Below are 22,672 nucleotides of genomic sequence, written 5' to 3' on the forward strand. Positions count from 1 at the left end.
AAGATCGCAGCCCTTCATCCGAAGCTGCGATCTTTTTGCTTTCTGATCTTCACGCTTCTTGATCTGTAGCCGAAAACACGACTAATGGACCATGGATAATGGCTCGGTAGTGGCGTTTAATGCTGGCATAACAACGAGAAATGTGGGTGACGAAAAATGGCGACAGACGGATCTCTGGCGGCGACAGCGTCGGCCTCGGTGCCTGTGGCGCGCGGTACGGCGCGCTGGCTGGCGCCGACGTTGCAAAGCCTGGCGCTGGTTGTGTTGCTGTGCGGCGTGACGTTGGGCGGGTGGCCGTTGTACCTGGGCCTGCCCCTGGCAATGCTCATTGTCTGGTTGCCACGCCTGCGCTCGCGCCTGGCCAATGTGCCGGCACAAGCGGCAAACGACAGCCTGGCCGAGCTGACCCGCGACCTCTCCTATACCACCAGCCATAACGCGCTGTCCGCAGCTGGCGTGGCCTATTCCGTCAAGCAGTTGGCCGGCAAGGTCCAGTCGCAACTGGGTGCCGCCGCGCAGATCGTCAGCAATGCCGAATCGATGATCGCCACCGAACAGGCCACCTCGCAGCTCAGCCAACAGGCCTTGGGGGCGGCCAGCGAGGCTCATCGCAGCAGCGTGGCCGGGCGCAGCGAACTGGTGGAATCCATCAGTCGCATGCATCAGCTCAGCCAGCGCGCCAATGAAAGTCGTGAACTGATCGAAGCGCTGAGCGTGCGCAGCGATGAAATCCAGCGCGTGAGCCTGGTCATCCAGTCGATTGCCAGCCAGACCAATCTGCTGGCCCTCAACGCCGCCATCGAGGCAGCGCGGGCCGGTGAACATGGTCGTCGCTTCGCGGTGGTGGCCGATGAGGTGCGCGGCCTGGCCGGGCGCACCGCCGCGGCGACCGGCGAGGTCGGCGTGATGGTGGCGGACATCCAGCAGCGCACCGCGCAAGTCGTCGAGCAGATCCGTCAGTTGGCCGGCGACCTGGACAGCGGCGTGCAGCAAGTCGAGCACACGGGCCAGCACCTGGAAAATATCGCTCGCCTGGCGGCCGGCGTCGAAACCCAGGTCAGCGCCATCGCCCAAGGTACCGACACCAATCGCGAGCAACTGGACAGCCTGTTCCATGCCATCGAGCAGATGCGGGGTGACCTGGCCATCAGCGACCAGCAGACCCAGCGCCTGGCCGAAGCGGCCGTGCAGATGGAGGGCCAGGCCGAAACCATCAGCGAGCGCCTGGCCGAGGTGGGCCTGGACGATTATCACCAACGGGTTTATGACTTGGCCCGGGAAGGGGCTAGCCGGATTGCCGCGCAATTCGAGGCGGACATCGACCAGGGCCGCATCAGTCTGGACGATCTGTTCGACCGAAACTACCAACCCATCCCCAATACCCATCCAGCCAAGTTCCAGACGCGTTTCGACCGCTACACCGATCAGGTGCTGCCGGCGATCCAGGAGCCGTTGCTGGCACGGCATGAAGGATTGGTGTTTGCGATTGCCTGCACCCAGCAAGGCTACGTGCCAACCCACAACAACGCGTTCTGCCAGCCGCTGACGGGCGATCCCCAGGTGGACACGCTGAGCAACCGCACCAAGCGCAAGTTCTCCGACCGCACCGGGATTCGCTGTGGCAGTCACCAGCAGCCGGTGCTGCTGCAAACCTACACCCGGGACACCGGTGAGCTGATGCATGACCTGTCGGTGCCGATCATGCTCAAGGGGCGTCATTGGGGTGGGTTGCGGTTGGGCTATAAGCCCGAGAAGCCGCGCTGAGCCTGATCACCGGCAATATGACTAACCTGTGGCGAGGGGATTTATCCCCGCTGGGGTGCGCAGCGCCCCTCATAGCTATCGCTGCGCTACGTCAGTGGGCTGCATACCGGTTTTTCGAGGGGTTGCTCTGCAGCCCAGCGGGGATAAATCCCCTCGCCACAAAAACTTAACTGTCGTTGGCTCATGTAGGGGTTATTTCCCGTCGTGCAGGCGCACGTTCAACTGGTCCACCAATACCGCCTCTTCACCGTCGGCAAGCAGCCACTCCCGAAGCAGGTCTTGTTGCTGGTCTGACCAGAAAGGCGCATCGACCAGCTTGGAATTCGGGTCCAGCGGGTGCGCCATGATGAAATCGTCGATGGCTGTGCCGTCCGAAGGCAGGCCGAGTTGGTCAAAAAGGGTTTTGAGCTCGTGGGATGGTTGTTCCATTTCGTAGGACTCCTCTGGACTGCCGCCGTCATGGCGCCACGGTTGCTTCCTTCTATCTGAGGCAAGCAGTCGTCAGGAGTTCGATCGGTTTCAAGCTTTCAGCGCACCTTCGTCGATGGCGCGCTTGAGGGCCTTCGCCGCTTCCCTGGCTGCCTGGGCGGCAACTTCAGGAGTCTTGAACCAGCGATCCTTTTCCACCTGGTGGCAGGTGATGGCGGTCAACGGTGGTTTGGCGCGCATGACAATCACCGCTTGGAATTCGCCTTCGACCTCTCTGGCCTCGCCTCGAATAAAAAAATCACCGATATCAAGTTCCGTCACGTCGCGCTTCCCTTCTTCTTCTGCGAAGACCGCCAATGAGCGGCGGTCTTTTTTGGGCAGCCAGTATGGCAGCACTTGTCGTGGCACGGCTGAGTTAAGTCATGGACGGCTGATAAATGAGCTCAAGCGCGCTGTTCGAGGCTTCTGGCCAGATGGCAGGCTTCGTTGTGATCGGCGCGGAAACCTCTTACACGTCCAGTCGATGTTTCTTCGATGTGAAAAAAACACCTGCCGGCCAGGACAACCCTGTAACGCGGCTGGACCAACGCAATGGGCAGATAATCGCCATCGTCAGCAGCCCCACGGGCTTGGGCAATACTGGGGGTAACAGGGCGGATCAGGGTAGTGGAAGTTGCCATGCGAATTCCTTTTCTATGGTTTACCGACGAATTGCCGGTTATTTCGAGTAGTCTGCGCGCCATCGGCTGCTCTAGAATCGACTACACCGTGGGGGCGGCTGTGCTATCTAAAGCAATTTTTTTTGGCCTCGATGTCAGAAAAAAGCTTTTTTAAGTGAGAAATTTCCCTAAAGTTAGTAGTCCCACCTTTTCCGATGGTCACAGTGGCGTTTTCCTTCAGCCTCTGGTGACCGCCGGGAAAGACAGCGAGAGCGACAATCCTTTAGTCTTTTCTCGCCCCGGGCCTGGGCGCGCCGTTCACTTCGAATTCAACTACCGGTCATTGCGACCGTGCGGGTTCTCGTGGTCCATCCTCCAAGGGTGGCCGTATAAAGATGGGGATGTTTCCTTGGCAGTAAGTAATCTCGACATGCATGCGTTATTTGTACTGGGTGATCTGCGGGCAAAGCTGGTTAAGCTATTTCAGTCACGTTTTGTCTACATCACCGAGCAGACCGCCGAAGGCATCTATGTTGCCGAAATCGATACTGAGTCGGCATTGGTGGTTGATGACAAGCCGCGGCTCGAACTCAAGGTTGGTGATCATTTCCGCGCGGCAGTGTTGCCAAGTCGCGAGGGCGGCAAGTTTGAAATCAGGTTTCGCGAAATCAAATTGACCGTCTATGGCCTTGGCGATTATGCCTTCGTCACGACGGCCGACGGCCACGCCATCCTCTTCAAGGAAGGCCACAGCGTGGTCACCGTATTTGCCGCCAATGAACAATTGCAGGAAGGCTTGACCAAGACCCTGAAAGCGGTCACCGCCAAGGCTGCCAAATGGCGCAAAGGTGAACTTGTGACATTCAAGGCCAGTGAATAACAAGTGACCGTTGGTATAAGAAATGATGAATCGGGTTGATTGGCCTTCGCCTTTTCCCTGTTCGTGACAGTTTTAAAGGCTCTTGCTGGAACCTTGGCTACAGTCAATTGACTGAACTATTCAGAGGCTTGCGTCTGGTTCGCCAGTCCGTTCGGTTTATTGCTGTGTTCGGCATGAGGTATCAAGCATGAAACGAGTTCGACAGTGGTTGGCTGCCTGGGCCACCCTCGGTGTGTTGGTTTCACCCCTTCCGACGTCTGCTGCATCGGCGCCGATCCATTTCGCCGACCTGAACTGGGAAAGCGGCAGCCTGATCACCGATATGCTGCGAATCATTGTTGAAAAAGGCTACGGTCTATCGACCGACACGCTGCCGGGGACGACCATCACTCTGGAAACCGCCCTGGCCAACAACGACATCCAAGTGATCGGTGAAGAATGGGCCGGTCGCAGTCCGGTGTGGGTCAAGGCCGAGGCCGAGGGCAAAGTGGTTGCCCTGGGCGATACCGTCAAAGGCGCGACCGAAGGCTGGTGGGTGCCGGAATACGTCATCAAGGGCGATCCGGCCAAGGGCATCAAGCCCCTGGCGCCGGACTTGCGCAGCGTCGAGGACCTGGCGCGCTACAAGCACGTATTCAAGGACCCGGAAAGTCCCGACAAGGGCCGCTTTCTCAACAGCCCCATCGGCTGGACGTCCGAGGTGGTCAATAAACAGAAGCTCAAGGCCTACGGCCTTTCCGACAGCTACGTGAATTTCCGCAGCGGTTCCGGCGCCGCGCTCGACGCGGAAATCACCTCTTCGATCCGCCGTGGCAAGCCCATCCTGTTTTACTACTGGTCCCCCACGCCGTTGCTCGGGCGATTCAAGCTGGTGCAACTGCAAGAACCGCCGTTCGATGCCGAGGCCTGGAAAACCCTGACCGATGCCGATAACCCCAATCCGAAACCGACCCGGTCCCTGGCGTCGAAGCTGTCGATTGGTGTGTCCGCGCCGTTCCAGCAGCAACACCCGGACATCGCCGAGTTTTTCAGCAAGGTCGACCTGCCCATCGAGCCGCTGAACAAGGCCCTGGCCGACATGAGCGAGAACCGCACGCCGTCCCGCGAGGCCGCCGAGGCATTCCTCAAGGCCCATCCTCAGGTCTGGCAGGCCTGGGTCCCCAAGGAAGTCGCCGACAAGGTTTCCGCCGGGCTGTAGCGAGCTCCTGCGCCAGTCCGTTGAACAGTTGATCCTGGGCAAGTCGTCATTCGCTGGAAACTGGCAATCTTTGCCGGGTCCAGCGAAATGCCAAATTCGAGCTAGGATGAATGTTCAATCTTATTCAGGAGGCTGGCGAATGACGCTTTTATTGGCTCGGTCGCTGGTCGCAGTCTTTGCGACCATCAGCTTGATTCATTTGTATTGGGCGCTGGGGGGCCGCTGGGCTGCTTCAGCGGTCGTGCCGCAGGTTGCGGTGAAGCAGGGCGGTACGCTGCAACCGGCTTTCAACCCATCGGGTTGGCTGACGCTGTTGGTGGCCCTCGCGCTGTTGATGATCGCGGTGCTGGTGTGCCTGCGGGTCGGGTTGATCGCGCCGCCCGTGACCCACCGCGCCTTGCAATGGCTGATCAGCGCAATTGCCTTGCTGATGTTCGCCCGCGCCATCGGCGAGTCGAACCTGGTGGGCTTCTTCAAGGAGGTCAAGGATTCGACGTTTGCCCGGCTCGATACTTGGGTGTACTCGCCGTTATGCGTCGTGTTGGGGGCAGGGTTGCTGGCGGTGGCGTGGGCTTGAGCGCGTGCAGATAATCGCAAGTCCCGTGGCGAGGGAGCAAGCTCCCTCGCCACAAATGCTGTACCGGCTCGAGATGTTTGTCAGTCGGTACGGCGGCTGCTCACCTCCGCCGGCACATCATCCCCGGCCATGCGCTTGCGGAACAACGCCGCCCGGGCCAGCAGCAGGGTGGTCACCGGTACGGTGATGGACAGCAGGATCGGTATCAGCCAGGCATGCAGCACCGGCCCGGACTTGAGCGCCGAAAAGTAGATGATCGAGGCTAGCGCCACGCACCAGGTGCCCAGTGTCGAAGCCAGGGCGGGCGGGTGCATGCGCTGGAAGTAGTCCTTCAAGCGCACCAGTCCGATGGCGCCGACCAGGGCGAGCAGGCTGCCGGACACCAGCAGGATCGCCACCGGGATTTGCACCCACATCGACAATTCCCCGGTCATTCGATCACCTCGCCACGCAACAGGAACTTGGCCAGCGCGAACGAGCCGACGAAGCCGAACAGGGCGATCAACAACGCCGCCTCGAAATAGGTATCGCTGGCATAACGAATCCCCAGCACCAGCATCATCAGCATCGCGATGATGTACAGATAGTCCAGGGCCAGGACCCGATCCTGTGCCGAAGGGCCCTTGAACAGGCGCACCAGGGTCAGGACCATGGTCAGCGAGAACAGGAACAGGCTCAGCAGGATCGCGTTGGACAGCAGCGGGCTCATTCGAAAATCTCCATCAACGGGCGCTCATAGGTGGACTTGAAGTGCGCGATGAACGCCGCCTCGTCCTCCAGATCGAACACATGCATCAACAAGAGGCTGCGATCGAGCGCCAACTCCGACCAGACTGTCCCGGGAATCACCGTGGCGATCATCGCGAGTGCCGCCAGGCCGTTGGCATCGTGCAGGTCCAGCGGCACCTTGATGAACCGTGAGCGAGGCGGGCGGCGTCCCGCGTTGATTACGCCCCAGGCCACCGCCAGGTTGGAAGCCAGTACGTCGCGGCCCACCAGCAGGAACAGCCGCAGCATGACCCACGGTCGACGGATACGGATGGGGCGCGGTCGCAGCGGTCGCATCATCAATGGTGCGAGGAAACCCAGCGCCGCGCCCAGCAACAGATGGCCGGCGCTGAGGGACAGGTTCAACAACAGCCAGAGCAACCACAACGCCAGGGACAGCCAGGGTGCGGGAAACAGGCGCTTCATGGCTGCACCGCCTGTAATGGCGCGCTGGCTGGCGGGTTGGGGACGGCGCGGGTAGCCAGCACCGCCATCACATAGTGTTCAGGCGCGTTCAACGCATCGGCGGCGGATTGGGTGTAGCGCAGCAACGGCTCGGCCTTGAAACTCAGCACGATGCCCAGGCCCAGCAGCGCGATGATCGGCACGCATTCGAAAGGTCGCAGCAGTGGCGAAGGTCGCTCTTGCGGCGTCCAGAAGCGCTGGATGCCCAAGCGCGAGAAAGCGATCAGCGAAGCAAACCCGGAAAGAATCAGCAATGCCAGCAGGCCCCACGCCTGATTGGACACCGGCACATCACCGCTCGCCCCAAGCCCTCCGGGATTGAGCAGCGCGCTGAGCAGGCTCAGTTTGCCGATGAAGCCCGACAGCGGCGGCATGCCGATAATCAGCAGCGCACAGGCGATGAAGCTCAGGCCCAGGAACGCCATGGTCCAGGGAATCACCTGGCCGACCACGGCTTTCTGCTCGTCATCGAGGTTGCTGCCCTTGGGTGGCTGCAGCGACTCAAGCGGTCGCGGCAGGCTATCGAGGTCATCTTCAAGCGCCAAGTCATTGGCCGAGCGCGATCGCTCGATCAACTCGGCCAGCAGGAACATTGCGCACAGCGCCAGGGTCGAGCTCACCAGATAGAACAGCGCCGCGCCCACCAGGTTGGGTTGGGCGAAACCGATGGCCGACAACAGGATGCCGGCCGAGACCAGGATGCTCAGGCTGGCCATGCGCTCCAGGCGCTGGGCCGCGAGAATCGCAATCGCCGCGCAGGTGATCGTCGCGATGCCGCCGTAGACCAGCCAATCGGCACCAAAATACGCCGAGGCGCCGGCCTGCCCGGAGAACAGCAAGGTCCACAGACGCAGGATCGTGTAGACACCGACCTTGGTCATGATCGCAAACAACGCCGCCACCGGTGCACTGGCCGCGCTGTAGGCCGGCACCAGCCAGAAATTCAGCGGCCACATGCCGGCCTTGGCCAGGAACGCCACGGCCAGGATCGCCGCGCCGGCGTGCAGCAGGCCCCGGTCGGCTTCCGGCACCAGCGGGATTTTCAGCGCCAGGTCCGCCATGTTCAGCGTGCCGGTGACGCCGTAGATCAGGGCCGCGCCAATCAGGAACAGCGACGAAGCCAGCAAATTGATCGAGATGTAATGCAGCCCCGACGAGACCCGTGCCCGGCCCGAGCCGTGCAGCATCAGGCCATAGGACGCCGCCAGCAGCACCTCGAAGAACACGAACAGGTTGAACAGGTCCGCCGTCAGGAACGCCCCGTACAGGCCCATCAATTGAATCTGGAACAGCGCGTGGAAACTCGCCCCGGCCCGGTCCCAGCGGGCCATGGCGAACAGCAGGGCGCAGGCCCCGATGATGCCGGTCAGCACCAGCATCAGGGCTGAGAGACGATCGACCACCAGCACGATGCCGAACGGCGCCTGCCAGTTACCCGGCAAGTAGACGCCGATGGAGGCGGGCAAGGGCTGGTCCTGGGTCCAGGCCAGCAACAGCACGGCGATGCCCAGGCCCAGCAGGGTGGAAAACAGATTGATCCGCGCCTTGAGCGGTCGATGTTTCTCGCCGAGCATCAGCATCAACGCGGCGGTCAGCAACGGAAGCAGGATGGGCGCGGCGATCAAGTGAGGTGTCAACATCATTCCCTGGGCTCCCGGCCGTCCACATGGTCGGTGCCGGTCAGTCCCCGGGACGCGAGCAAGACGACGAGGAACAGCGCGGTCATGGCGAAGCTGATCACGATGGCGGTCAGCACCAGCGCCTGGGGCAGCGGATCGGTGTAGTGCAGCAGGTTCTGCGGTACGCCGTCCTTGATGATCGGTTCCTTGCCGATGAACAGGCTGCCCATGCTGAAAATGAACAGGTTGACGCCGTAGGACAACAGGCACAGGCCCATCACCACCTGGAACGTCCGTGGGCGCAGCACCAGCCAGACACCGGAGGCGGCCAGCACGCCAATTGCAATCGCGATGACTTCTTCCATCAGGCGTTGGCTCCTTTGAGCGGGGCGACGGGTCTGGCGTGCAGGCCCGGTTTATGGGCCCGCACCGACTGGTGGGCGAGGGCGGTGAGGATCAATAGCGTCGAGCCGACCACCACGGCGTAGACGCCGATGTCGAAGAACAGCGCGCTCGCCAAGTGAATATCACCCAGCAACGGCAGTTCGAAATGCCAGGTGTGCGTGGTCAGGAACGGATAACCCACCGCCATCGCCCCCAGGCCCGTGGCAGTGGCGAAAAACAGCCCGGTGCCCATCCAGCGCAGCGGTCGCAGGCTCATCTGGGCCTCGACCCATTGGGTGCCGGCGACCATGTATTGCAGGATGAACGCCACCGACATCACCAGGCCGGCGACGAAGCCACCGCCGGGTTGGTTGTGGCCGCGCATGAACAGGTAGAACGACACCACCAGGGCGATCGGCAGCAGCAGGCGCACCAGCACCGACGGCACCATCATGAAGCCCAGCGCGGTGTCGCTGGCGTGGCGCGGGTTGACCAGGTCGGTGACCACGTCCGGCGCCAGCAGGCGCTGTTGCGCCGGGAGTTGCATGCTTTCCTTGGGCGGTCGAAAACGCCGCAGCAGGGCGAACACCGCCAGGGCCACCGCCACCAGCACGGTGATTTCCCCGAGCGTGTCGAAGCCACGGAAGTCCACCAGCATGACATTCACCACGTTGCTGCCGCCGCCTTCGGGCAGGGCCCGGCTCAGGTAGAACGATGAAATGTCGTTGGGCGTCTGGCGCGTCAGCATCGCATAGGACAACAGCGCCATGCCGCCACCCACCGCGACGGACAGCAACAAGTCCCGCAGGCGCCGGACCCGCGCCCGGCGTTCGCTGTTGGGCAGGGGAGACACGTCCTCGATTCGCCGTGGCAGCCAGCGCAGGCCCAAGAGGATCAGTACCGTGGTGACCACTTCCACCACCAATTGAGTCAAGGCCAGGTCCGGAGCCGAGAACCAGACGAAGGTCACGCAGGTCATCAGGCCGCAGACACTGACCATCGTCAGCGCCGCGAGACGGTGATACTTGGCCTGCCAAGCGGCACCCAGGGCGCAGCCAATCGCCAGCACCCACAGGACGACGAACACCACCGAACCGGGGATCTTCGGTCGATCACCCCAGACCAGCGTGCTGTTCATCATCGGAATCAGCCCGGCCAATACCGCCGCCAATACCAGCCAGAACAACTGGGCTTGCAGGCGCCGCGTGCTGATCTTGCGTTCCAGGCGCCGACCCTGGCGCATCATCAACACCAGGCAGCGCTCGAACAAGCGCTTGCCGCTGAGGCGACCGATCAACGGCGGATGCTTGATGCGGCCTTGCTTGAATTGTTTGCGCAGCAACAGGTACAGGACGATGCCGCCGGACATTGCCACCAGGCTCATGATCATCGGCGCGTTCAGGCCATGCCAGATTGCCAGGCTGTACTCGGGCAGCGGGCCGCCCACCACCGGCAGTGCGGCGGCGGCCAGCAACGAGCCCACCACCTGGGCAGGAAAGATGCCCACCAGCAGGCAAGTGAACACCAGCAGTTCCACTGGCGCGCGCATCCAGCGTGGCGGTTCGTGGGGTGTCAGCGGCAGGTCGCTGGCGGTCGGACCGAAGAACACATCCACGGTGAAGCGCAGGGAGTAGGCGACGCTGAAGGTCCCGGCGATGGTGGCGATGATCGGCAGCGCCAGCTCGACCCAGGCCGTGGCGGAAATGAACACGGTCTCGGCGAAGAACATTTCCTTGGACAGGAAGCCATTGAGCAGCGGCACCCCGGCCATCGCCGCGCTGGCAACCATCGCCAGGGTGGCGGTGAACGGGATCAGCCGCACCAGGCCGCTGAGCTTGCGGATGTCCCGGGTGCCACTCTCATGGTCGATGATGCCAGCGGCCATGAACAGCGAAGCCTTGAAGGTGGCGTGGTTGAGGATATGAAACACCGCCGCCACCGCCGCCAGTGGACTGTTCAGGCCGAGCAGCAAGGTGATCAGCCCGAGGTGGCTGATGGTCGAATAGGCGAGGAGGCCCTTGAGGTCGTTCTGGAACATCGCGCAATAAGCGCCCAGCACCAGCGTGCACGCCCCGGCCCCGCCGACGATGTAGAACCATTCTTCACTGCCTGACAGAGACGGCCACAACCGCGCAAGCAGGAAGACGCCGGCCTTGACCATGGTCGCCGAGTGCAGGTACGCCGACACGGGCGTGGGTGCGGCCATGGCGTGGGGTAGCCAGAAATGAAAAGGGAATTGAGCGCTTTTGCTCAGCGCACCGATCAGGATCAGCGGCAGCAGGATGGGGTAGAGGGCGTGGTCACGGATCAGGTTGCCGGCGGCCAGGACCTTGTCCAGGTCATAGCTGCCCACCACATGGCCGAGCAGCATCACCCCGGCCAACAGGCACAGCCCGCCGGCGCCGGTCACCATCAAGGCCATATAGGCACCGCGTCGAGCGTCAGCGCGGTGATGCCAATAGCCGATCAGCAAGAATGAAAACAGGCTGGTCAGCTCCCAGAAAAACACTATCTGGATCAGGTTGCCGGAAATCACCAGGCCGAGCATGGCGCCCATGAACGCCAGGAAAAACGCGAAGAAACGCGGCACCGGATCGTCCGGCGACATGTAGTAGCGAGCGTACAACGACACCAGCGTGCCGATGCCCAGCACCAACAGCGAAAACAGCCAGGCGAAGCCGTCCAGGCGCAGCACGAAATCCAGGCCCAGGCTCGGCAGCCAGTCATAGTGCTCGCGAATCACGCCGCCGTCGGCGATCTGCGGGTACCACAAGGCCACCTGTACCGTGCCGACCAGGGCCACGAGGCCGGCCAGCAGGGATTCGGCGTTACGGGCGTTATGCGGCAACAGCGCCGCGACACAGCTGCCGATGAAGGGCAAAAGCAATAGAACTATCAGTGACATAGGTTTCTATTCGGCAAAGGTTGTCCGGGATCATACGTGGCGTATTCCCGATCACCAACCGCGAGGGTGTCGCAGAATCCTACAAGTTAGGTGGATTTTTCCTGTTTAGGGTTGTTTCGGTCAGTGGCGGGCTGTGGGGATTGGTCGCGGATATCGAAGCGCTCTTAGCTCAAAAACGGAATCCGGGTGCGGTACCTATGTACCGCACCCGGGCATCGCTCCATCGCCATGCTGCGCCATACAGAAAAGGAGAACTGTATGGCAAAGGAAACATCAGGAGATGGATCGGACGGCTCTGTCGTCATCCGGCCGGGACGTCCTTCATCGGGCGGCGGTTCCGGGGGCGGCTATGGCGGCGGCTTCGGGGGAAACCGCGTCGGCGCGACAGGCGGCCCAAGGCGTTCAGCCAAGGGGATGGCAAAGAGGCGGCAAGCGACGCTCAAACGCCAGGCCGAAGCAGCGAAAGCCGCTGCGAAAGCCAAGGCCGACGCTGCAAACGCCAAGGCCGCTGCGGCCGCGAAGGCTAAAGAGCAGGCGCGTCAACAGGCGTTGGCAACCATGGTGCAGCGCCACACCACCACCCGGGCCGAGGTGGATCGAAGCTTCGCGAGCAAACGGTCACAACTCGACGCCGCGTTGCAAAAAGAAATCTCGGCTGCAAAACGACCGCCCACCTCGAACTCAACCGAGCGCTGGCTGCTTTACACCATTACCAAGGAAAAAAATGAGATTGACGGGCTGATCGCCCGCAAGTCCCAAGAATTCAACGCGAAGAATCTCGCCGCCCGTGTCTTTGACGGACAGGATCCGCTGTCCCGTTCGGTCGATGACTACCGCGCGCGACTGGATCAATTCGGTGCCGCGCTGGATGACGGTCACCGACTCTGGGAACAGGCTTACGTCGCAGGCCAAGAAGCTCGGTTGCTTTCCGAGCAAATCAAGGCCTTGAGCGAAAAATCCAACGCCCTGGCCAGGCACCATGCCGAGCAAACTGTCGTTTGGCGTGAACGGGACGCGGTCAGTGAACGCCAGCGGCAATACGCTGAGCAACGGGCGGAGCGCATCCGCTTCAAGCAGCAAGTTGACGAAAGCACTCGATACCAGCGTTTCAAGCAAGCGCATACCCTGAGCGTGCCCACCTCAGCCCTGGCCGCAGGTGGGATGGTCCTGACTCGCGAGACGGTTTTCGTTGCCCAGCAAGCCGCAGCGATACTGGAGAAATCCATCGAGGCCGGCGTCGCGGAACTCATGGCCTATGGACGGATCCTGGCCCGCACGGGACCGGTCTTCATCACGGCCATGGTTTATTCGCCGGTGCTGGGCGACGCTGAACTGACACCGGAACAGCGCAGGCGCCTCTTTCAAGGAGTTGGGATACCCGCGCAGGCCTTGGGCCTTGCAGACGACCAGGCGTTGCAGCGCGCGGCCGATGCCGGTGGCTCGGTTGAAGTGGCCTACAGGCTCAAGCCTGAAACCACGGCGCAAGGTACCGCTATCCATGCCGCCAGCGTTGGCGAGGGCATTGGCGCGCGGGTGCCGGTCATCAACGCCGTGCTCGACCCGTTGACCGGTCTGTACAACGCTGAAGTGCCCGGCTTCCCGACACGCCACTTGCAATTCACTGCCGACACGGTTGCGCAGGTTGCCCCCGCGAGCCCGCCTGGGGTGACTTTGCCGGCGCCCCAGGTACAAACCCTGCCCGTGGGCGTGGACCTGCGCATCCAGGACTGCATCGTCTGCGTGCCTGGCATGCCGCCGACCTACTTCTCTTTCGCAGCGCCACCGTTGGGCTCGGGGATCGTCACCGGCACTGGCAAACCGGCAGCGAACGATTGGTGGAACGGTGCTAGCCAGGCACAAGGCGCGGCCATCCCCGAGCCCATCGGCCACTCGATGCGGGCGCAGGAGATCAAGTCGTTCAGCGCCTTCGACCAGGCGTTATGGCGCACGCTCGCCGAGCATCCGACGCTGTGGGCAAACGCAGACGAGATCAACCAGAAACGCATCGAACGCGGCTTTGCGCCCTATGCGCCGAAAAGCACATGGGTGGGTGAGCGTCGCGAATTCGAACTGCGTTACCAGGAGCGGGCGGAGCTGGGCGAAAACCCATTCAACCTCGACCGCATCAGCGTTACCACGCCCAACAGCCTGCATGGCAGGCCGGGCATCGTCCCGGCGGTCATCCCCTGGCCGGCGCCTCCCATCGACCACGGTACCCGAACGCCTTTGGTTCCGCCGGGCATCGAACAGCTCGGCCCGACCACTCTGCCGGTCACGCCACCGCTTTCGCAGGAATATCCCGGCAAACCCGTAGTCCCCGTCCTACCGGAAAACCAGACGTTTCCGGCTGTTGATCCGGTGCAGGCCGGTGCGAGTATTCCGGGGTACCCGGGGGATATGGAGTTGCCCTCGCCGGATGCGCTGTTTTATGACCGGCGGGATGACCCCGGGATGGCCCTCGGTTTTGGGCAGCCAGTTTCAGGCATTTGGTTGGGGGAGGCGGCGAGAACGACTGGGGCGGCGATTCCTGATCGGATTGCGGATCAGTTGAGGGGGAGGGCGTTTGCGAATTTCCATCGGTTCAGGGAGGCGTTTTGGAGGGCGGTGGCGGCGGATGAAGAGTTGAGGCAACAATTCACTAGAGGCAATTTAGACCGCATGCGGGACGGAAGCTCGCCGTACGCAATAGGGAAGGATCAAGTTGGAGGTCGGAAAGTTTTCGAGCTCCACCATGAGATCACCATCGCCAAGGGTGGCGATGTTTATGGGCTGAATAATATTTATGTTCTTACGCCGAGGCGTCATATCGAACTTCACAAGGAGAATTTATGAGTGCCATTTTTAAAGAAAAATTAGAGGACTATACCGAGGCAGAGTTTCTAGCGTTTCTTGGTGAGTTCTTCCATCAAACAAGTGGCCTAAAAGGGGCAGCACTGGAAAAATATAGAGATGAACTTCTTCGTCACTTCGAACAGATCACTGAACATCCAAGTCGTTCGGACGTTATTTTTTACCCCAAGGAGGGGCAGGAAGACAGCCCTGAAGGCATCCTGAAAGAAATCAAGGAATGGCGAACCCGCAATAACAAACCTGGCTTCAAACCAGAATAATTCAGCCGGGGGACGCATCTGCTCAATCCGCCGCGAGCAGGTGCGTCATCAAGGATGATCGCTTAAACAAGGAACAACAAAGATGGAACTTAAACCCAAACTCCAGGATTACTCCGAGTCCGAGTTTCAAACGTTTGTCGAAAAAATATGGAACGCCGACATGCGCAAGGAAACGCACGATCAACTAATCAACCATTTTGACCGTATCGTAGGTCATCCCGAGGGCGCGGATCTGCTTTTTTATCCGCAGGACACGACGAACCGCAACTCCCCGGCAGGCGTTGTCCATGAGGTTAAACACTGGCACCACAAGAAAAACATCATTGCGTTCAAGGGCGGAGCGCTTCCCGTGCCGGCCAATCCTGCGCCCACGTTGAGCCATGTTGGACGCGCCACGGCGAGAGCCACGCAAGAACTTGCCAAGGCGCGGCGGATGGCTGGGGAAATTGCCGCTGCGGAGCAGAAGGTAGAATCGGCCTTCACACTGCTTGGGAGCGCTATCCGGTCGCTGGCGGAACAGAGTCCGAACGCGACGCTGGGCCCTATGGAGAAAGACATTCGTCATATCGAGCACGCTCAACATGAGCTGCTCATGGCCGTACGTACATTTGAGCGCGATAAGATGACCGTTGAATTCGCCAAGAATTGGGCCCAACAGAATCTCGCCCACAACCAGGCGGATAAGACCATCTGGCAAGCCAATTTGCAGCAGGCCATCGCCAACCACAGTCATTATGTCGCACGTTTGGCGCTTATCTCCCAGCGTCATGCTGAACTTCATCTCAAGGCCGAAACCGCGCTGGATAACGCTTGGGAGCACTTGGTGCGTTCGCGGGCAGCGGACGTTGGTCCCGCTTTATTTCGTGTGCCCGCAGCCGACAATCTGGAATGCCCGAAACTATTGGTCAGTAACGCGCAGCCTTTGGTCCCCTTACAGCGAACGGCCCTGCAAAAGGCGCTCCGTTCCGCAGTCGCCGAGTTCAATTGGTCGTTGAGTGACGGAGCGCCGGAGCATTCAGGGCAATATGCCGGAGTGCTGAGCTTCAGGTTCGCCAGCCGAGCGAAGGCCGTGCGTTTTGGCTTCTGCGCCGCGCTGAACGAACTTGCTCTGATCGATCCCGATTGGCAGGTACTTGCCGCCCAGCGTGGCAACGTGGAGTTACCGCTGCGGATGAGCACCACGACGGTTGCCGTGAAACCCGCCAGCCTGTCGTATGGGTTAAAAGCAATACGCGAGCTTTTCGAGGTCTATATCACTCCCTGCGGCGGTTTTTTGCCCGGGAGGGTGCGCGTCAGGCCGGCCGTCTGGCATGAGGACGAGAGGGCCTATCGTTTTACAACGGATGGCCCGCAGCCCGACATGATCGAGTGGACGTACCCCAGTGGCCTGGAGGCGTCGACGGCATCGAAGCAGGACAGGCTCGATTCCACGGGGTCTGTCCGTTCATCACCGGTGCCGGAATTGGCCTCGTTCGACTCCGTCGAAGAGGTGCGATTCGATGACTATGTCGTGGTGTTTCCACCGAAGTCCGGCCTGGAGCCGGTCTATGTAATATTCAATGACCGTCGGGATGGTCCGGGTGCCGTGAGCGGAGAAGGACGCGCGGAGGCTGACGACTGGCAAACGCAGGCCTTGAGCAGCCAGGGCGCTTCGGTCCCTGCATCGGTCGCCGACCCATTGCGCGGGCAAGTCTTCGAGCGTTTCGATCTGTTCAAGCGTGCGTTCTGGAAGGCCGTTGCGGCCGTGCCGGCGTTGAACGCCCAATTCAACATCGACAACAGGGCGTTGCTACTCAGCGGTTTGGCGCCCCGCAGTGAGTTGCCTGAAGACAACCGTGCGCTGCGCATTGTGCACCGCGTCGACGTCACACAGGGCGGTGGCGTCTACGATCTCGATAACCTGATTATTCAATATTGAAATCCGAGGGGCTTGGGCATGAGCGGCTCAGCCCTCGCGCTCAAGCCCCTCATCCGTCTCGACAACACCTTTGTTCCGAGTCTTCAACTCACTGACAATCACCGCCGCCACAATCAAGCCTGCCCCGAGCAACGCAATCGCCGGCAACCGCTCGCCCGCCAGCCGCCCCGCGATACCGGCCCACACCGGTTCGCCGGCATAGATCAGCGTGGCGCGGGTCGGCGAGACGCTTTTCTGTGCCCAGTTCATCGCCACCTGGATCGCCGCGCTGGCGGCGCCCAGGCCTACAGCGCTGACCAGCAGCAGCCAGGAGAAGCTCGGGATCACTTCCTGGGTCGGCACCACCATCAGGAAGGCCAGCACCGCTGTGCTTGCCAGTTGCACCACCGTCACCCGGCGTACGTCGACCTGGCCGGCGTAGGTACTGATCAGAATGATTTCGGCGGCGATTGCGATGGCGCTGATCAGCGTGGCTATTTCACCGGAACTGAAATTCAGGGATGCACCGGCAGGGCCCGACAACAACATGAGCCCCGTGAACGCCAGCATGATGCCGATGCTTGGCATCAACCCTGGCCGCCGGCCCAGCACCAGCCATTGCAGCAACGGCACGAACGGCACGTAAAGCGCGGTGATGAACGCCGATTGGCTGCTGGGGATGGTTTGCAGGCCAACCGTCTGCAGGCCGTAGCCGAGCATGATCGCGACGCCAATGAAACATCCAGCCTTGAGTTCGAACAGCGTCAGCGCGCGAAGATGCCGCCAGGAGAACAACGCGACAAACGCGGCCGCCGCGGCAAAGCGCAGGCCGACGAAAAACATCGGCCCGCTGACCGTCATGGCGTGCTGCACCAACAGGAAAGTCCCGCCCCAGATCATGGTGATCAGCACCAGCACGCATTCGGCCTTGCTGAACCTTGGGAGACGGGAGGATGCTTGCGGGGAGTTCAACGATGCCATGACCTTGCGCGCTACTTGAGGCGGACGCACAATGCGCCCGAAGTTGGGCAGTATAATGCGCAACCCAGCCATGTGAGCAATATAGTGCACAAAGAATCCGGCCAACGGGCCTCCGTCCTGCAACACGTCAGCCAAAACGTCCGTCGTCTGCGGCATGCGGCCGAACTCAGCCAGACGGCGCTGGCCGAACTGTCGGGAGTCAGCCGACGGATGCTGGTGGCCATCGAGGCCGGCGAAAAGAACGTCAGCTTGACGACGCTGGACCGGGTTGCCGAAGCCTTGGATGTGGCTTTCAGCGATTTGATCCAGGCCCCCGAAGCCCGCGATCCGAGCCGAATCAACGAACTGGTCTGGGCCGGTGTGATCCCGGGCAGCAAAGCTGTGTTGCTCGCCAAGGCCACCGCCAGCCGTGAGGTAGAACTCTGGGAATGGCGGCTGGAGCCGGGCGAGCATTACCATTCCGAGTGCGACGCAGATGGATGGAGCGAACAGCTTTATGTATTCGAAGGCTGCCTGACGTTGCTGCTGGGCAGCGAGGAGCGCCGCATAGGCGTCGGTGAGTTCTTCATGTTTGCCAGCAACCAGCCCCATGCCTATCGCAACGATGGTCCGGTGGCGGCGCGGTTTGTGCGCAATGTGGTGATCTAAGTTCCCATTGCATGTACCTGTCAGATCTGACAGTAGCTGCTTGTGGACAGGTTTTTTATTATCAAAAGCCGATCAATACACCGAAATTCTTACGATGGAAACCAAAGACGGGGTGGCGTTTGCGCAGGTAGATCCAATGTTTCTACCGCCTCGAATAAAGCGAGCCTTGAACGGATGCGTGCCTTGCGATCTTCTCGACGACTGCAAGGTTATCGCACCCATTCCAGGGACCGCCGAGCCGGGGGATAGAATCAACTTTCATCTCTATACACCCTTGGGCGAGTTCTTCAGCTCGCCAATGGTCATCACTCAGGACTTGCTGGAGGAGAGGGAGGTGTGTTGGCACATGCTTTGTTGGGACTACTCCTTGGCGCCAGGAAGTTGGGTACGGTTGAAGTACGTGGTTCAGATCCAAAACAATGATCTGTACGACTCTCCGTTGCGGGAATATGCCGTTGTGACTTGAAAGTCCAACGCGCAGGTTATCCCTCCGTCATCGGCTGCTGGCCGAGTTATAAACAGCTGTCACTCGTTTGCTACCAAAGAACGCTTCCGGAGCATCAGGCGATGGCAGTAAGGTAGCGTCTCGTCGTTTCGTTGCTTGGCGCCCCTGGTCCCATGAGACGCGAACGATAACCGACCTGGGTGCAGGCTGTTTTCACGGCGGAAGCGTTCGATGACTGAAGTGCCAACCTCGATTTCCCGTTCCGCCGATGTCTTGATCATCGGCGGTGGCTTGAGTGGTGCCATGCTCGCTGCGCAATTGCTGCGCTTGCCGGGCCGGCGCGAAGTGCTGATTGTCGAGCCGCGTAGCGAGTTGGGCCGGGGCGAGGCGTACAGTGCCGTGGAACTGGGCCATACCTTGAATGGAAACGCGGCCCGCATGAGTGTCGACCCGGACAACGCCGATGACTTGACCCAATGGCTCACCGCGTTCATCAAGGCCGGAGGCTGGCCCGAGTCGGATCAGCAACACGTGCCCATCAGCGAGTTGTTCCCGCCCCGTGGAATATTCGGCCTCTACGCACAACAACGGTTGGCCGAGGCTCGTGCGCTTGGCGCGCGTAATGGTTCGGTGGCGGAGCACGTGCGCGCAGAGGCCGTCGATTTGCAGGTCATCGATGATGCCGTACGAGTGACACTCGGCGATGGACAAGTCCTGCAGGGACGCTTTGCCGTGCTCGCCACCGGCATGTTTCCGGCGGCGCGAACCCCACAAACTGAATCGAGCGGCTTGAACGCGGCGGCGCTGGATCCCTGGGATGTAGCCGCCATGCGCCAGCTCGATCCGCAGTCCACGGTGTTGATCATCGGCTCGGGGCTGACCATGGTCGATGCCGTGGTGTCTTTGGAACAGGCTGGGCATCGCGGGCCGATCGAAGTGTTTTCCCGCCACGGCCTGCTGCCCCATGTGCGCCGCCAACCACCGGCCTGGGTGGATTTCCTCGCCGAAGATCACACCCTGCGTTCGCCACGCCAGTTGATGCGAGCCCTGCGTGAGCAATGCCGCCAGGCCCAAGCCCAGGGCATCGATTGGCAGGCGCCGCTGGACACGGTGCGCGCCCATATCGGGCGTTTGTGGAATCAGGCCAGCGATGTACAGCGCCGGCAGTTCGTGCGGCATGTGCGGCCGTGGTGGGAGAGTCATCATCATCGCTCGCCGCCGTTGAGCGCGGAACTGGTGGCGCGTTTGCATGGGGAAGGGCGGCTGCGGATTCAGGCGGCTTCGTACAAGGGGCTTGTATCGTCTGGCGAAGGGTCGGTGGCAATCAACATTCGCCGACGGGGCGAGGCTGGACTGGAAGTGGTGCAGGGCGCCGCGTTGATCAACTCCAGCGGCATTGAATATGACTGGCGTCGGGTTGCCCGGCCGTTGCCGCAGCAGTTGTTGGCGCGAGAGTTGGTCCAGCCCGGTCCGCTAGCGTTGGGCATCGCCGCCCGTCCCGACGGCGCAGTGTTGGACGCCCAAGGCGAACCGGCCAGCCGCCTGTTCGCCATGGGTCCGCCGTTGCGGGGGATGTGGTGGGAAAGCACTGCAGTGACTGATGTTGCGAGCCAGGCCAAGGCGCTGGCGGGGCGGTTGGCTGAACTCCAAGCCCAGCGTTGAAGCAAGACACATCCTGTGGCGAGGGGATTTATCCCCGCTGGGGTGCGAAGCGCCCCTAAGACCTGACGCCTCGGTGTGTCAGGTATATTTCAGGGCCGCTCCGCGGCCCAACGGGGATAAATCCCCTCGCCACAAAAGCAGGTCAGCAGCGGGCCGTGACTATTCGCTCACCCTCACCCAACGCTCCTCCCGCGCCGCCACCCGAATCGCCGCCGCCAGCCGCTCCACTTCCCAGGCCTCTTCGAAGTCCGTCCCGCTGGCGCCTTCGCCGGCGAGCGCCATGATCAGTTCCTGCACTTCCAATGTCTTCAATTCGTTGTAGCCCAACTGGTGCCCGGCGGCTGGGCTGAACGCGGCATAGCCGGGCAGATCCGGGCCGGCCAGCAAACGCTGGAAGCCGGGCTGGCCGGCGCGGCAGACGCGCAGTTCGTTCAGTCGTTCCTGATCGAACGCCAGGGTGCCGAGGGTGCCGCTGATCTCGAAACTCAGGTGATTCTTGTAGCCATGCTTGAGCCAACTGCTGCTCACCGTGCCCCGGGCACCGTTGGCGAAACGCAGCAGCGCGTGGACCTGGTCATCGACCGCAATGGCGCGTTGTTCGGCATTGCCTACGCTGGCAGGGCGTTGGTTGTGCACGGTCTGGCTGTCGGCGCACACCGCTTCGACATCGCCCAACAAGTGCCGGGCCATGGCCAGCAAGTGGCTGCCCAGGTCCGCCAGTGCGCCGCCGGCATGGCTCGCTTCGCAACGCCATGACCACGGTGAGGTCGGTTCGGCCATGAAATCTTCGCTGAATTCGCCCTGGAAACTGATGATCCGCCCCAGTTCGCCGCGTTGGATCATGTCACGCGCCAACTGGATGATCGGGTTGTGCTGGTAGTTGTAACCGACCCGTGTTACCACGCCAGCAGCCTTGGCTGCCTGGCGCATCTGCTCGGCCTGTTCCAGGGAGACCGCCAGGGGCTTTTCGCAGTACACCGGTTTGCCCGCCGCTAGCGCGGCCATGGCCATCGGGAAATGCAGGTGGTTGGGGGTAGTGATGGCGACCAGATGAACCTTCGGGTCATCGATCAGCCGTTGCCAGTCGCTGTGGGCCGTTTCGAATCCCCAGCTCTGGGCGCACTGGCGGGCACGCTGCGGATCGGCGTCGGCCAAGGCCGCGAGCGTCAGGTTCAGGGGAAGGTCGAACACCGCCTTGGCATTATGGAACGCCAAGGCATGGGCGCGGCCCATGAAGCCGGTGCCAATCAGACCGATGCCGAGTTCACGCATGAGAAGAGCCCTTTGAGTTTTTATTGTCAGAAGGGCTCTTTATGGAATAAATATTCTCTAATTGCAAATATTGGAATAAATATTCAATGTGCGAGCATTGAAGATCCCCTGTGGGAGCGAGCTTGCTCGCGATAGCGCTGCATCAGTTACACAAGTGCTGACTGATGCAGCGCTATCGCGAGCAAGCTCGCTCCCACAGGGTCTTTCACAGGGCTCACTGTCAGGAAAGGAACCCACCATCCACATTCAACGCCACGCCCGTGGTGTAGCTCGACGCATCGCTGGCCAGGTACAGCACCGCGCCGGCCATTTCGCTCGGGTCGGCCACGCGCTTGAGGGGGATTTGCGCCAGGGCGGTCTTCAGGATGGCGTCGTTCTTCACCAGCGCCGAGGCGAACTTGGTGTCGGTCAGGCCCGGCAACAGGGCGTTGCAACGGATGCCGAACTGCGCGCACTCCTTGGCAAAGACCTTGGTCATGTTGATCACCGCGGCCTTGGTCACCGAGTAGATGCCCTGGAAGATGCCCGGCGAGATGCCGTTGATCGACGCCACGTTGATGATGCTGCCGCCGCCGTTCTCGCGCATCAGCTTGCCGGCTTCCACCGACATGAAGAAGTAACCGCGGATGTTCACGTCGACGGTTTTCTGGAACGCACCCAGGTCGGTGTCCAGCACGTTGCAGAACTGCGGGTTGGTGGCGGCGTTGTTCACGAGGATGTCCAGGCGCCCGAACTGCTCGCGGATACCGGCGAACACTTGGCTGATCTGTTCCATCTCGCCGATGTGGCAGGCGATGGCGGTGGCCTTGCCGCCAGCGGCGATGATCGCATCGGCGACGTGCTGGCAACCGTCGAGCTTGCGGCTCGAAACGATCACGTGGGCGCCTTGCTGGGCCAGCAGTTTGGCGATGGCTTCGCCGATGCCACGGCTGGCGCCGGAAACGAAAGCGATTTTACCGTCGAGGTCGAACAACTGGGTCTTGGACATGCTGTTTCCTTGTTATAGGTG

Annotated in this window: 21 protein-coding genes; 9 read left to right on the forward strand and 12 right to left on the reverse strand. The window is 61.4% G+C overall.

Annotated elements, in window-relative coordinates:
• Positions 1 to 156 precede the first annotated feature (156 nt).
• Positions 157 to 1,764, forward strand: coding sequence for a methyl-accepting chemotaxis protein (locus KSS97_RS12045; protein WP_217861727.1), 1,608 nt, complete (start codon positions 157 to 159; stop codon positions 1,762 to 1,764).
• 192 nt (positions 1,765 to 1,956) lie between these two features.
• On the opposite strand, the gene KSS97_RS12050 is transcribed toward KSS97_RS12045, so the two are convergent.
• The 3 genes from KSS97_RS12050 to KSS97_RS28720 all read right to left on the reverse strand — a co-directional run bounded on the left by KSS97_RS12050 (position 1,957) and on the right by KSS97_RS28720 (position 2,873).
• A complete protein-coding gene (locus tag KSS97_RS12050; protein ID WP_217861728.1) occupies positions 1,957 to 2,193 on the reverse strand; it encodes a DUF2789 family protein in 237 nt (78 codons plus the stop codon).
• Between the two features lie 90 nt (positions 2,194 to 2,283).
• On the reverse strand, positions 2,284 to 2,514 hold the full coding sequence (locus KSS97_RS12055) for a hypothetical protein (protein WP_181290429.1): 231 nt from the start codon (positions 2,512 to 2,514) through the stop codon (positions 2,284 to 2,286).
• A 122-nt stretch (positions 2,515 to 2,636) separates the two neighbouring features.
• Positions 2,637 to 2,873, reverse strand: coding sequence for a hypothetical protein (locus tag KSS97_RS28720; protein ID WP_148290004.1), 237 nt, complete (start codon positions 2,871 to 2,873; stop codon positions 2,637 to 2,639).
• Between the two features lie 409 nt (positions 2,874 to 3,282).
• Between KSS97_RS28720 and KSS97_RS12065 the strand changes: the two genes are divergently transcribed.
• The 3 genes from KSS97_RS12065 (at position 3,283) to KSS97_RS12075 (ending at position 5,507) form a co-directional block, all read left to right on the forward strand.
• The gene (locus tag KSS97_RS12065; protein ID WP_217861986.1) at positions 3,283 to 3,732 is read left to right on the forward strand and encodes a hypothetical protein; all 450 of its coding nucleotides are present in this window, start codon (positions 3,283 to 3,285) and stop codon (positions 3,730 to 3,732) included.
• A 187-nt stretch (positions 3,733 to 3,919) separates the two neighbouring features.
• A complete protein-coding gene (locus KSS97_RS12070) occupies positions 3,920 to 4,930 on the forward strand; it encodes an ABC transporter substrate-binding protein (RefSeq protein ID WP_030141290.1) in 1,011 nt (336 codons plus the stop codon).
• A gap of 139 nt (positions 4,931 to 5,069) precedes the next feature.
• Positions 5,070 to 5,507 (forward strand): DUF3995 domain-containing protein, encoded by a 438-nt coding sequence (locus KSS97_RS12075; protein WP_030141291.1) that lies wholly within the window; start codon positions 5,070 to 5,072, stop codon positions 5,505 to 5,507.
• Positions 5,508 to 5,587: 80 nt separating this feature from the next.
• Here the strand turns inward: KSS97_RS12075 and KSS97_RS12080 are convergent, their stop codons facing one another.
• The 6 genes from KSS97_RS12080 to KSS97_RS12105 are packed head-to-tail and all read right to left on the reverse strand — an operon-like array spanning position 5,588 to position 11,648.
• On the reverse strand, positions 5,588 to 5,941 hold the full coding sequence (locus tag KSS97_RS12080) for a Na+/H+ antiporter subunit G (RefSeq protein WP_198797451.1): 354 nt from the start codon (positions 5,939 to 5,941) through the stop codon (positions 5,588 to 5,590).
• Complete coding sequence (locus KSS97_RS12085) at positions 5,938 to 6,216, reverse strand: K+/H+ antiporter subunit F (RefSeq protein WP_030141293.1); 279 nt, start codon at positions 6,214 to 6,216, stop codon at positions 5,938 to 5,940. The genes KSS97_RS12080 and KSS97_RS12085 overlap by 4 nt, the downstream gene beginning before the upstream one ends.
• On the reverse strand, positions 6,213 to 6,701 hold the full coding sequence (locus KSS97_RS12090; protein ID WP_198797452.1) for a Na+/H+ antiporter subunit E: 489 nt from the start codon (positions 6,699 to 6,701) through the stop codon (positions 6,213 to 6,215). Before KSS97_RS12090 ends, KSS97_RS12085 begins: the two co-directional genes overlap by 4 nt.
• The gene (locus KSS97_RS12095) at positions 6,698 to 8,383 is read right to left on the reverse strand and encodes a monovalent cation/H+ antiporter subunit D (protein ID WP_030141295.1); all 1,686 of its coding nucleotides are present in this window, start codon (positions 8,381 to 8,383) and stop codon (positions 6,698 to 6,700) included. Before KSS97_RS12095 ends, KSS97_RS12090 begins: the two co-directional genes overlap by 4 nt.
• Positions 8,380 to 8,724 (reverse strand): Na+/H+ antiporter subunit C, encoded by a 345-nt coding sequence (locus tag KSS97_RS12100; RefSeq protein ID WP_030141296.1) that lies wholly within the window; start codon positions 8,722 to 8,724, stop codon positions 8,380 to 8,382. The genes KSS97_RS12095 and KSS97_RS12100 overlap by 4 nt, the downstream gene beginning before the upstream one ends.
• Positions 8,724 to 11,648, reverse strand: a complete 2,925-nt coding sequence (locus KSS97_RS12105; RefSeq protein WP_217861730.1) for a monovalent cation/H+ antiporter subunit A — start codon at positions 11,646 to 11,648, stop codon at positions 8,724 to 8,726. The genes KSS97_RS12100 and KSS97_RS12105 overlap by 1 nt, the downstream gene beginning before the upstream one ends.
• 258 nt (positions 11,649 to 11,906) lie before the next feature.
• Here KSS97_RS12105 and KSS97_RS12110 point away from each other — a divergent pair, with 258 nt between their 5' ends.
• The 3 genes from KSS97_RS12110 (at position 11,907) to KSS97_RS12120 (ending at position 16,676) form a co-directional block, all read left to right on the forward strand.
• Positions 11,907 to 14,480: a pyocin-S2/colicin E7-DNase domain-containing protein gene (locus KSS97_RS12110; RefSeq protein WP_217861731.1), complete on the forward strand. Its 2,574-nt coding sequence runs from the start codon at positions 11,907 to 11,909 to the stop codon at positions 14,478 to 14,480.
• Entirely contained in the window at positions 14,477 to 14,758 is a 282-nt protein-coding gene (locus tag KSS97_RS12115; protein WP_198797457.1) for a bacteriocin immunity protein, read from the forward strand. The genes KSS97_RS12110 and KSS97_RS12115 overlap by 4 nt, the downstream gene beginning before the upstream one ends.
• A gap of 82 nt (positions 14,759 to 14,840) precedes the next feature.
• Positions 14,841 to 16,676: a pyocin-S2/colicin E7-DNase domain-containing protein gene (locus KSS97_RS12120; RefSeq protein ID WP_217861732.1), complete on the forward strand. Its 1,836-nt coding sequence runs from the start codon at positions 14,841 to 14,843 to the stop codon at positions 16,674 to 16,676.
• A 27-nt stretch (positions 16,677 to 16,703) separates the two neighbouring features.
• Here the strand turns inward: KSS97_RS12120 and KSS97_RS12125 are convergent, their stop codons facing one another.
• A complete protein-coding gene (locus KSS97_RS12125; protein ID WP_033864571.1) occupies positions 16,704 to 17,708 on the reverse strand; it encodes a DMT family transporter in 1,005 nt (334 codons plus the stop codon).
• A gap of 12 nt (positions 17,709 to 17,720) precedes the next feature.
• Between KSS97_RS12125 and KSS97_RS12130 the strand changes: the two genes are divergently transcribed.
• Positions 17,721 to 18,284: a helix-turn-helix domain-containing protein gene (locus tag KSS97_RS12130; protein ID WP_018612737.1), complete on the forward strand. Its 564-nt coding sequence runs from the start codon at positions 17,721 to 17,723 to the stop codon at positions 18,282 to 18,284.
• Between the two features lie 676 nt (positions 18,285 to 18,960).
• On the forward strand, positions 18,961 to 20,391 hold the full coding sequence (locus KSS97_RS12135; RefSeq protein WP_217861733.1) for an FAD/NAD(P)-binding protein: 1,431 nt from the start codon (positions 18,961 to 18,963) through the stop codon (positions 20,389 to 20,391).
• Positions 20,392 to 20,550: 159 nt separating this feature from the next.
• On the opposite strand, the gene KSS97_RS12140 is transcribed toward KSS97_RS12135, so the two are convergent.
• Both KSS97_RS12140 and KSS97_RS12145 read right to left on the reverse strand, forming a co-directional pair.
• Complete coding sequence (locus tag KSS97_RS12140; RefSeq protein WP_198797460.1) at positions 20,551 to 21,663, reverse strand: Gfo/Idh/MocA family protein; 1,113 nt, start codon at positions 21,661 to 21,663, stop codon at positions 20,551 to 20,553.
• A 220-nt stretch (positions 21,664 to 21,883) separates the two neighbouring features.
• Positions 21,884 to 22,651, reverse strand: coding sequence for an SDR family oxidoreductase (locus tag KSS97_RS12145; RefSeq protein ID WP_003180553.1), 768 nt, complete (start codon positions 22,649 to 22,651; stop codon positions 21,884 to 21,886).
• Positions 22,652 to 22,672 lie beyond the last annotated feature (21 nt).

The sequence above is a fragment of the Pseudomonas alvandae genome (genome assembly GCF_019141525.1).
GTDB lineage: Bacteria > Pseudomonadota > Gammaproteobacteria > Pseudomonadales > Pseudomonadaceae > Aquipseudomonas > Aquipseudomonas alvandae.

What these genes read in the sequence shown, in the direction of transcription:
- KSS97_RS12045 (WP_217861727.1), top strand. Translation starts at nt 157, where the DNA reads ATGGCGACAGACGGATCTCTGGCGGCGACAGCGTCGGCCTCGGTGCCT.
- KSS97_RS12050 (WP_217861728.1), bottom strand. Translation starts at nt 2,193, where the DNA reads ATGGAACAACCATCCCACGAGCTCAAAACCCTTTTTGACCAACTCGGC.
- KSS97_RS28720 (WP_148290004.1), bottom strand. Translation starts at nt 2,873, where the DNA reads ATGGCAACTTCCACTACCCTGATCCGCCCTGTTACCCCCAGTATTGCC.
- KSS97_RS12065 (WP_217861986.1), top strand. Translation starts at nt 3,283, where the DNA reads ATGCATGCGTTATTTGTACTGGGTGATCTGCGGGCAAAGCTGGTTAAG.
- KSS97_RS12070 (WP_030141290.1), top strand. Translation starts at nt 3,920, where the DNA reads ATGAAACGAGTTCGACAGTGGTTGGCTGCCTGGGCCACCCTCGGTGTG.
- KSS97_RS12075 (WP_030141291.1), top strand. Translation starts at nt 5,070, where the DNA reads ATGACGCTTTTATTGGCTCGGTCGCTGGTCGCAGTCTTTGCGACCATC.
- KSS97_RS12080 (WP_198797451.1), bottom strand. Translation starts at nt 5,941, where the DNA reads ATGACCGGGGAATTGTCGATGTGGGTGCAAATCCCGGTGGCGATCCTG.
- KSS97_RS12085 (WP_030141293.1), bottom strand. Translation starts at nt 6,216, where the DNA reads ATGAGCCCGCTGCTGTCCAACGCGATCCTGCTGAGCCTGTTCCTGTTC.
- KSS97_RS12090 (WP_198797452.1), bottom strand. Translation starts at nt 6,701, where the DNA reads ATGAAGCGCCTGTTTCCCGCACCCTGGCTGTCCCTGGCGTTGTGGTTG.
- KSS97_RS12095 (WP_030141295.1), bottom strand. Translation starts at nt 8,383, where the DNA reads ATGATGTTGACACCTCACTTGATCGCCGCGCCCATCCTGCTTCCGTTG.
- KSS97_RS12100 (WP_030141296.1), bottom strand. Translation starts at nt 8,724, where the DNA reads ATGGAAGAAGTCATCGCGATTGCAATTGGCGTGCTGGCCGCCTCCGGT.
- KSS97_RS12105 (WP_217861730.1), bottom strand. Translation starts at nt 11,648, where the DNA reads ATGTCACTGATAGTTCTATTGCTTTTGCCCTTCATCGGCAGCTGTGTC.
- KSS97_RS12110 (WP_217861731.1), top strand. Translation starts at nt 11,907, where the DNA reads ATGGCAAAGGAAACATCAGGAGATGGATCGGACGGCTCTGTCGTCATC.
- KSS97_RS12115 (WP_198797457.1), top strand. Translation starts at nt 14,477, where the DNA reads ATGAGTGCCATTTTTAAAGAAAAATTAGAGGACTATACCGAGGCAGAG.
- KSS97_RS12120 (WP_217861732.1), top strand. Translation starts at nt 14,841, where the DNA reads ATGGAACTTAAACCCAAACTCCAGGATTACTCCGAGTCCGAGTTTCAA.
- KSS97_RS12125 (WP_033864571.1), bottom strand. Translation starts at nt 17,708, where the DNA reads ATGGCTGGGTTGCGCATTATACTGCCCAACTTCGGGCGCATTGTGCGT.
- KSS97_RS12135 (WP_217861733.1), top strand. Translation starts at nt 18,961, where the DNA reads ATGACTGAAGTGCCAACCTCGATTTCCCGTTCCGCCGATGTCTTGATC.
- KSS97_RS12140 (WP_198797460.1), bottom strand. Translation starts at nt 21,663, where the DNA reads ATGCGTGAACTCGGCATCGGTCTGATTGGCACCGGCTTCATGGGCCGC.
- KSS97_RS12145 (WP_003180553.1), bottom strand. Translation starts at nt 22,651, where the DNA reads ATGTCCAAGACCCAGTTGTTCGACCTCGACGGTAAAATCGCTTTCGTT.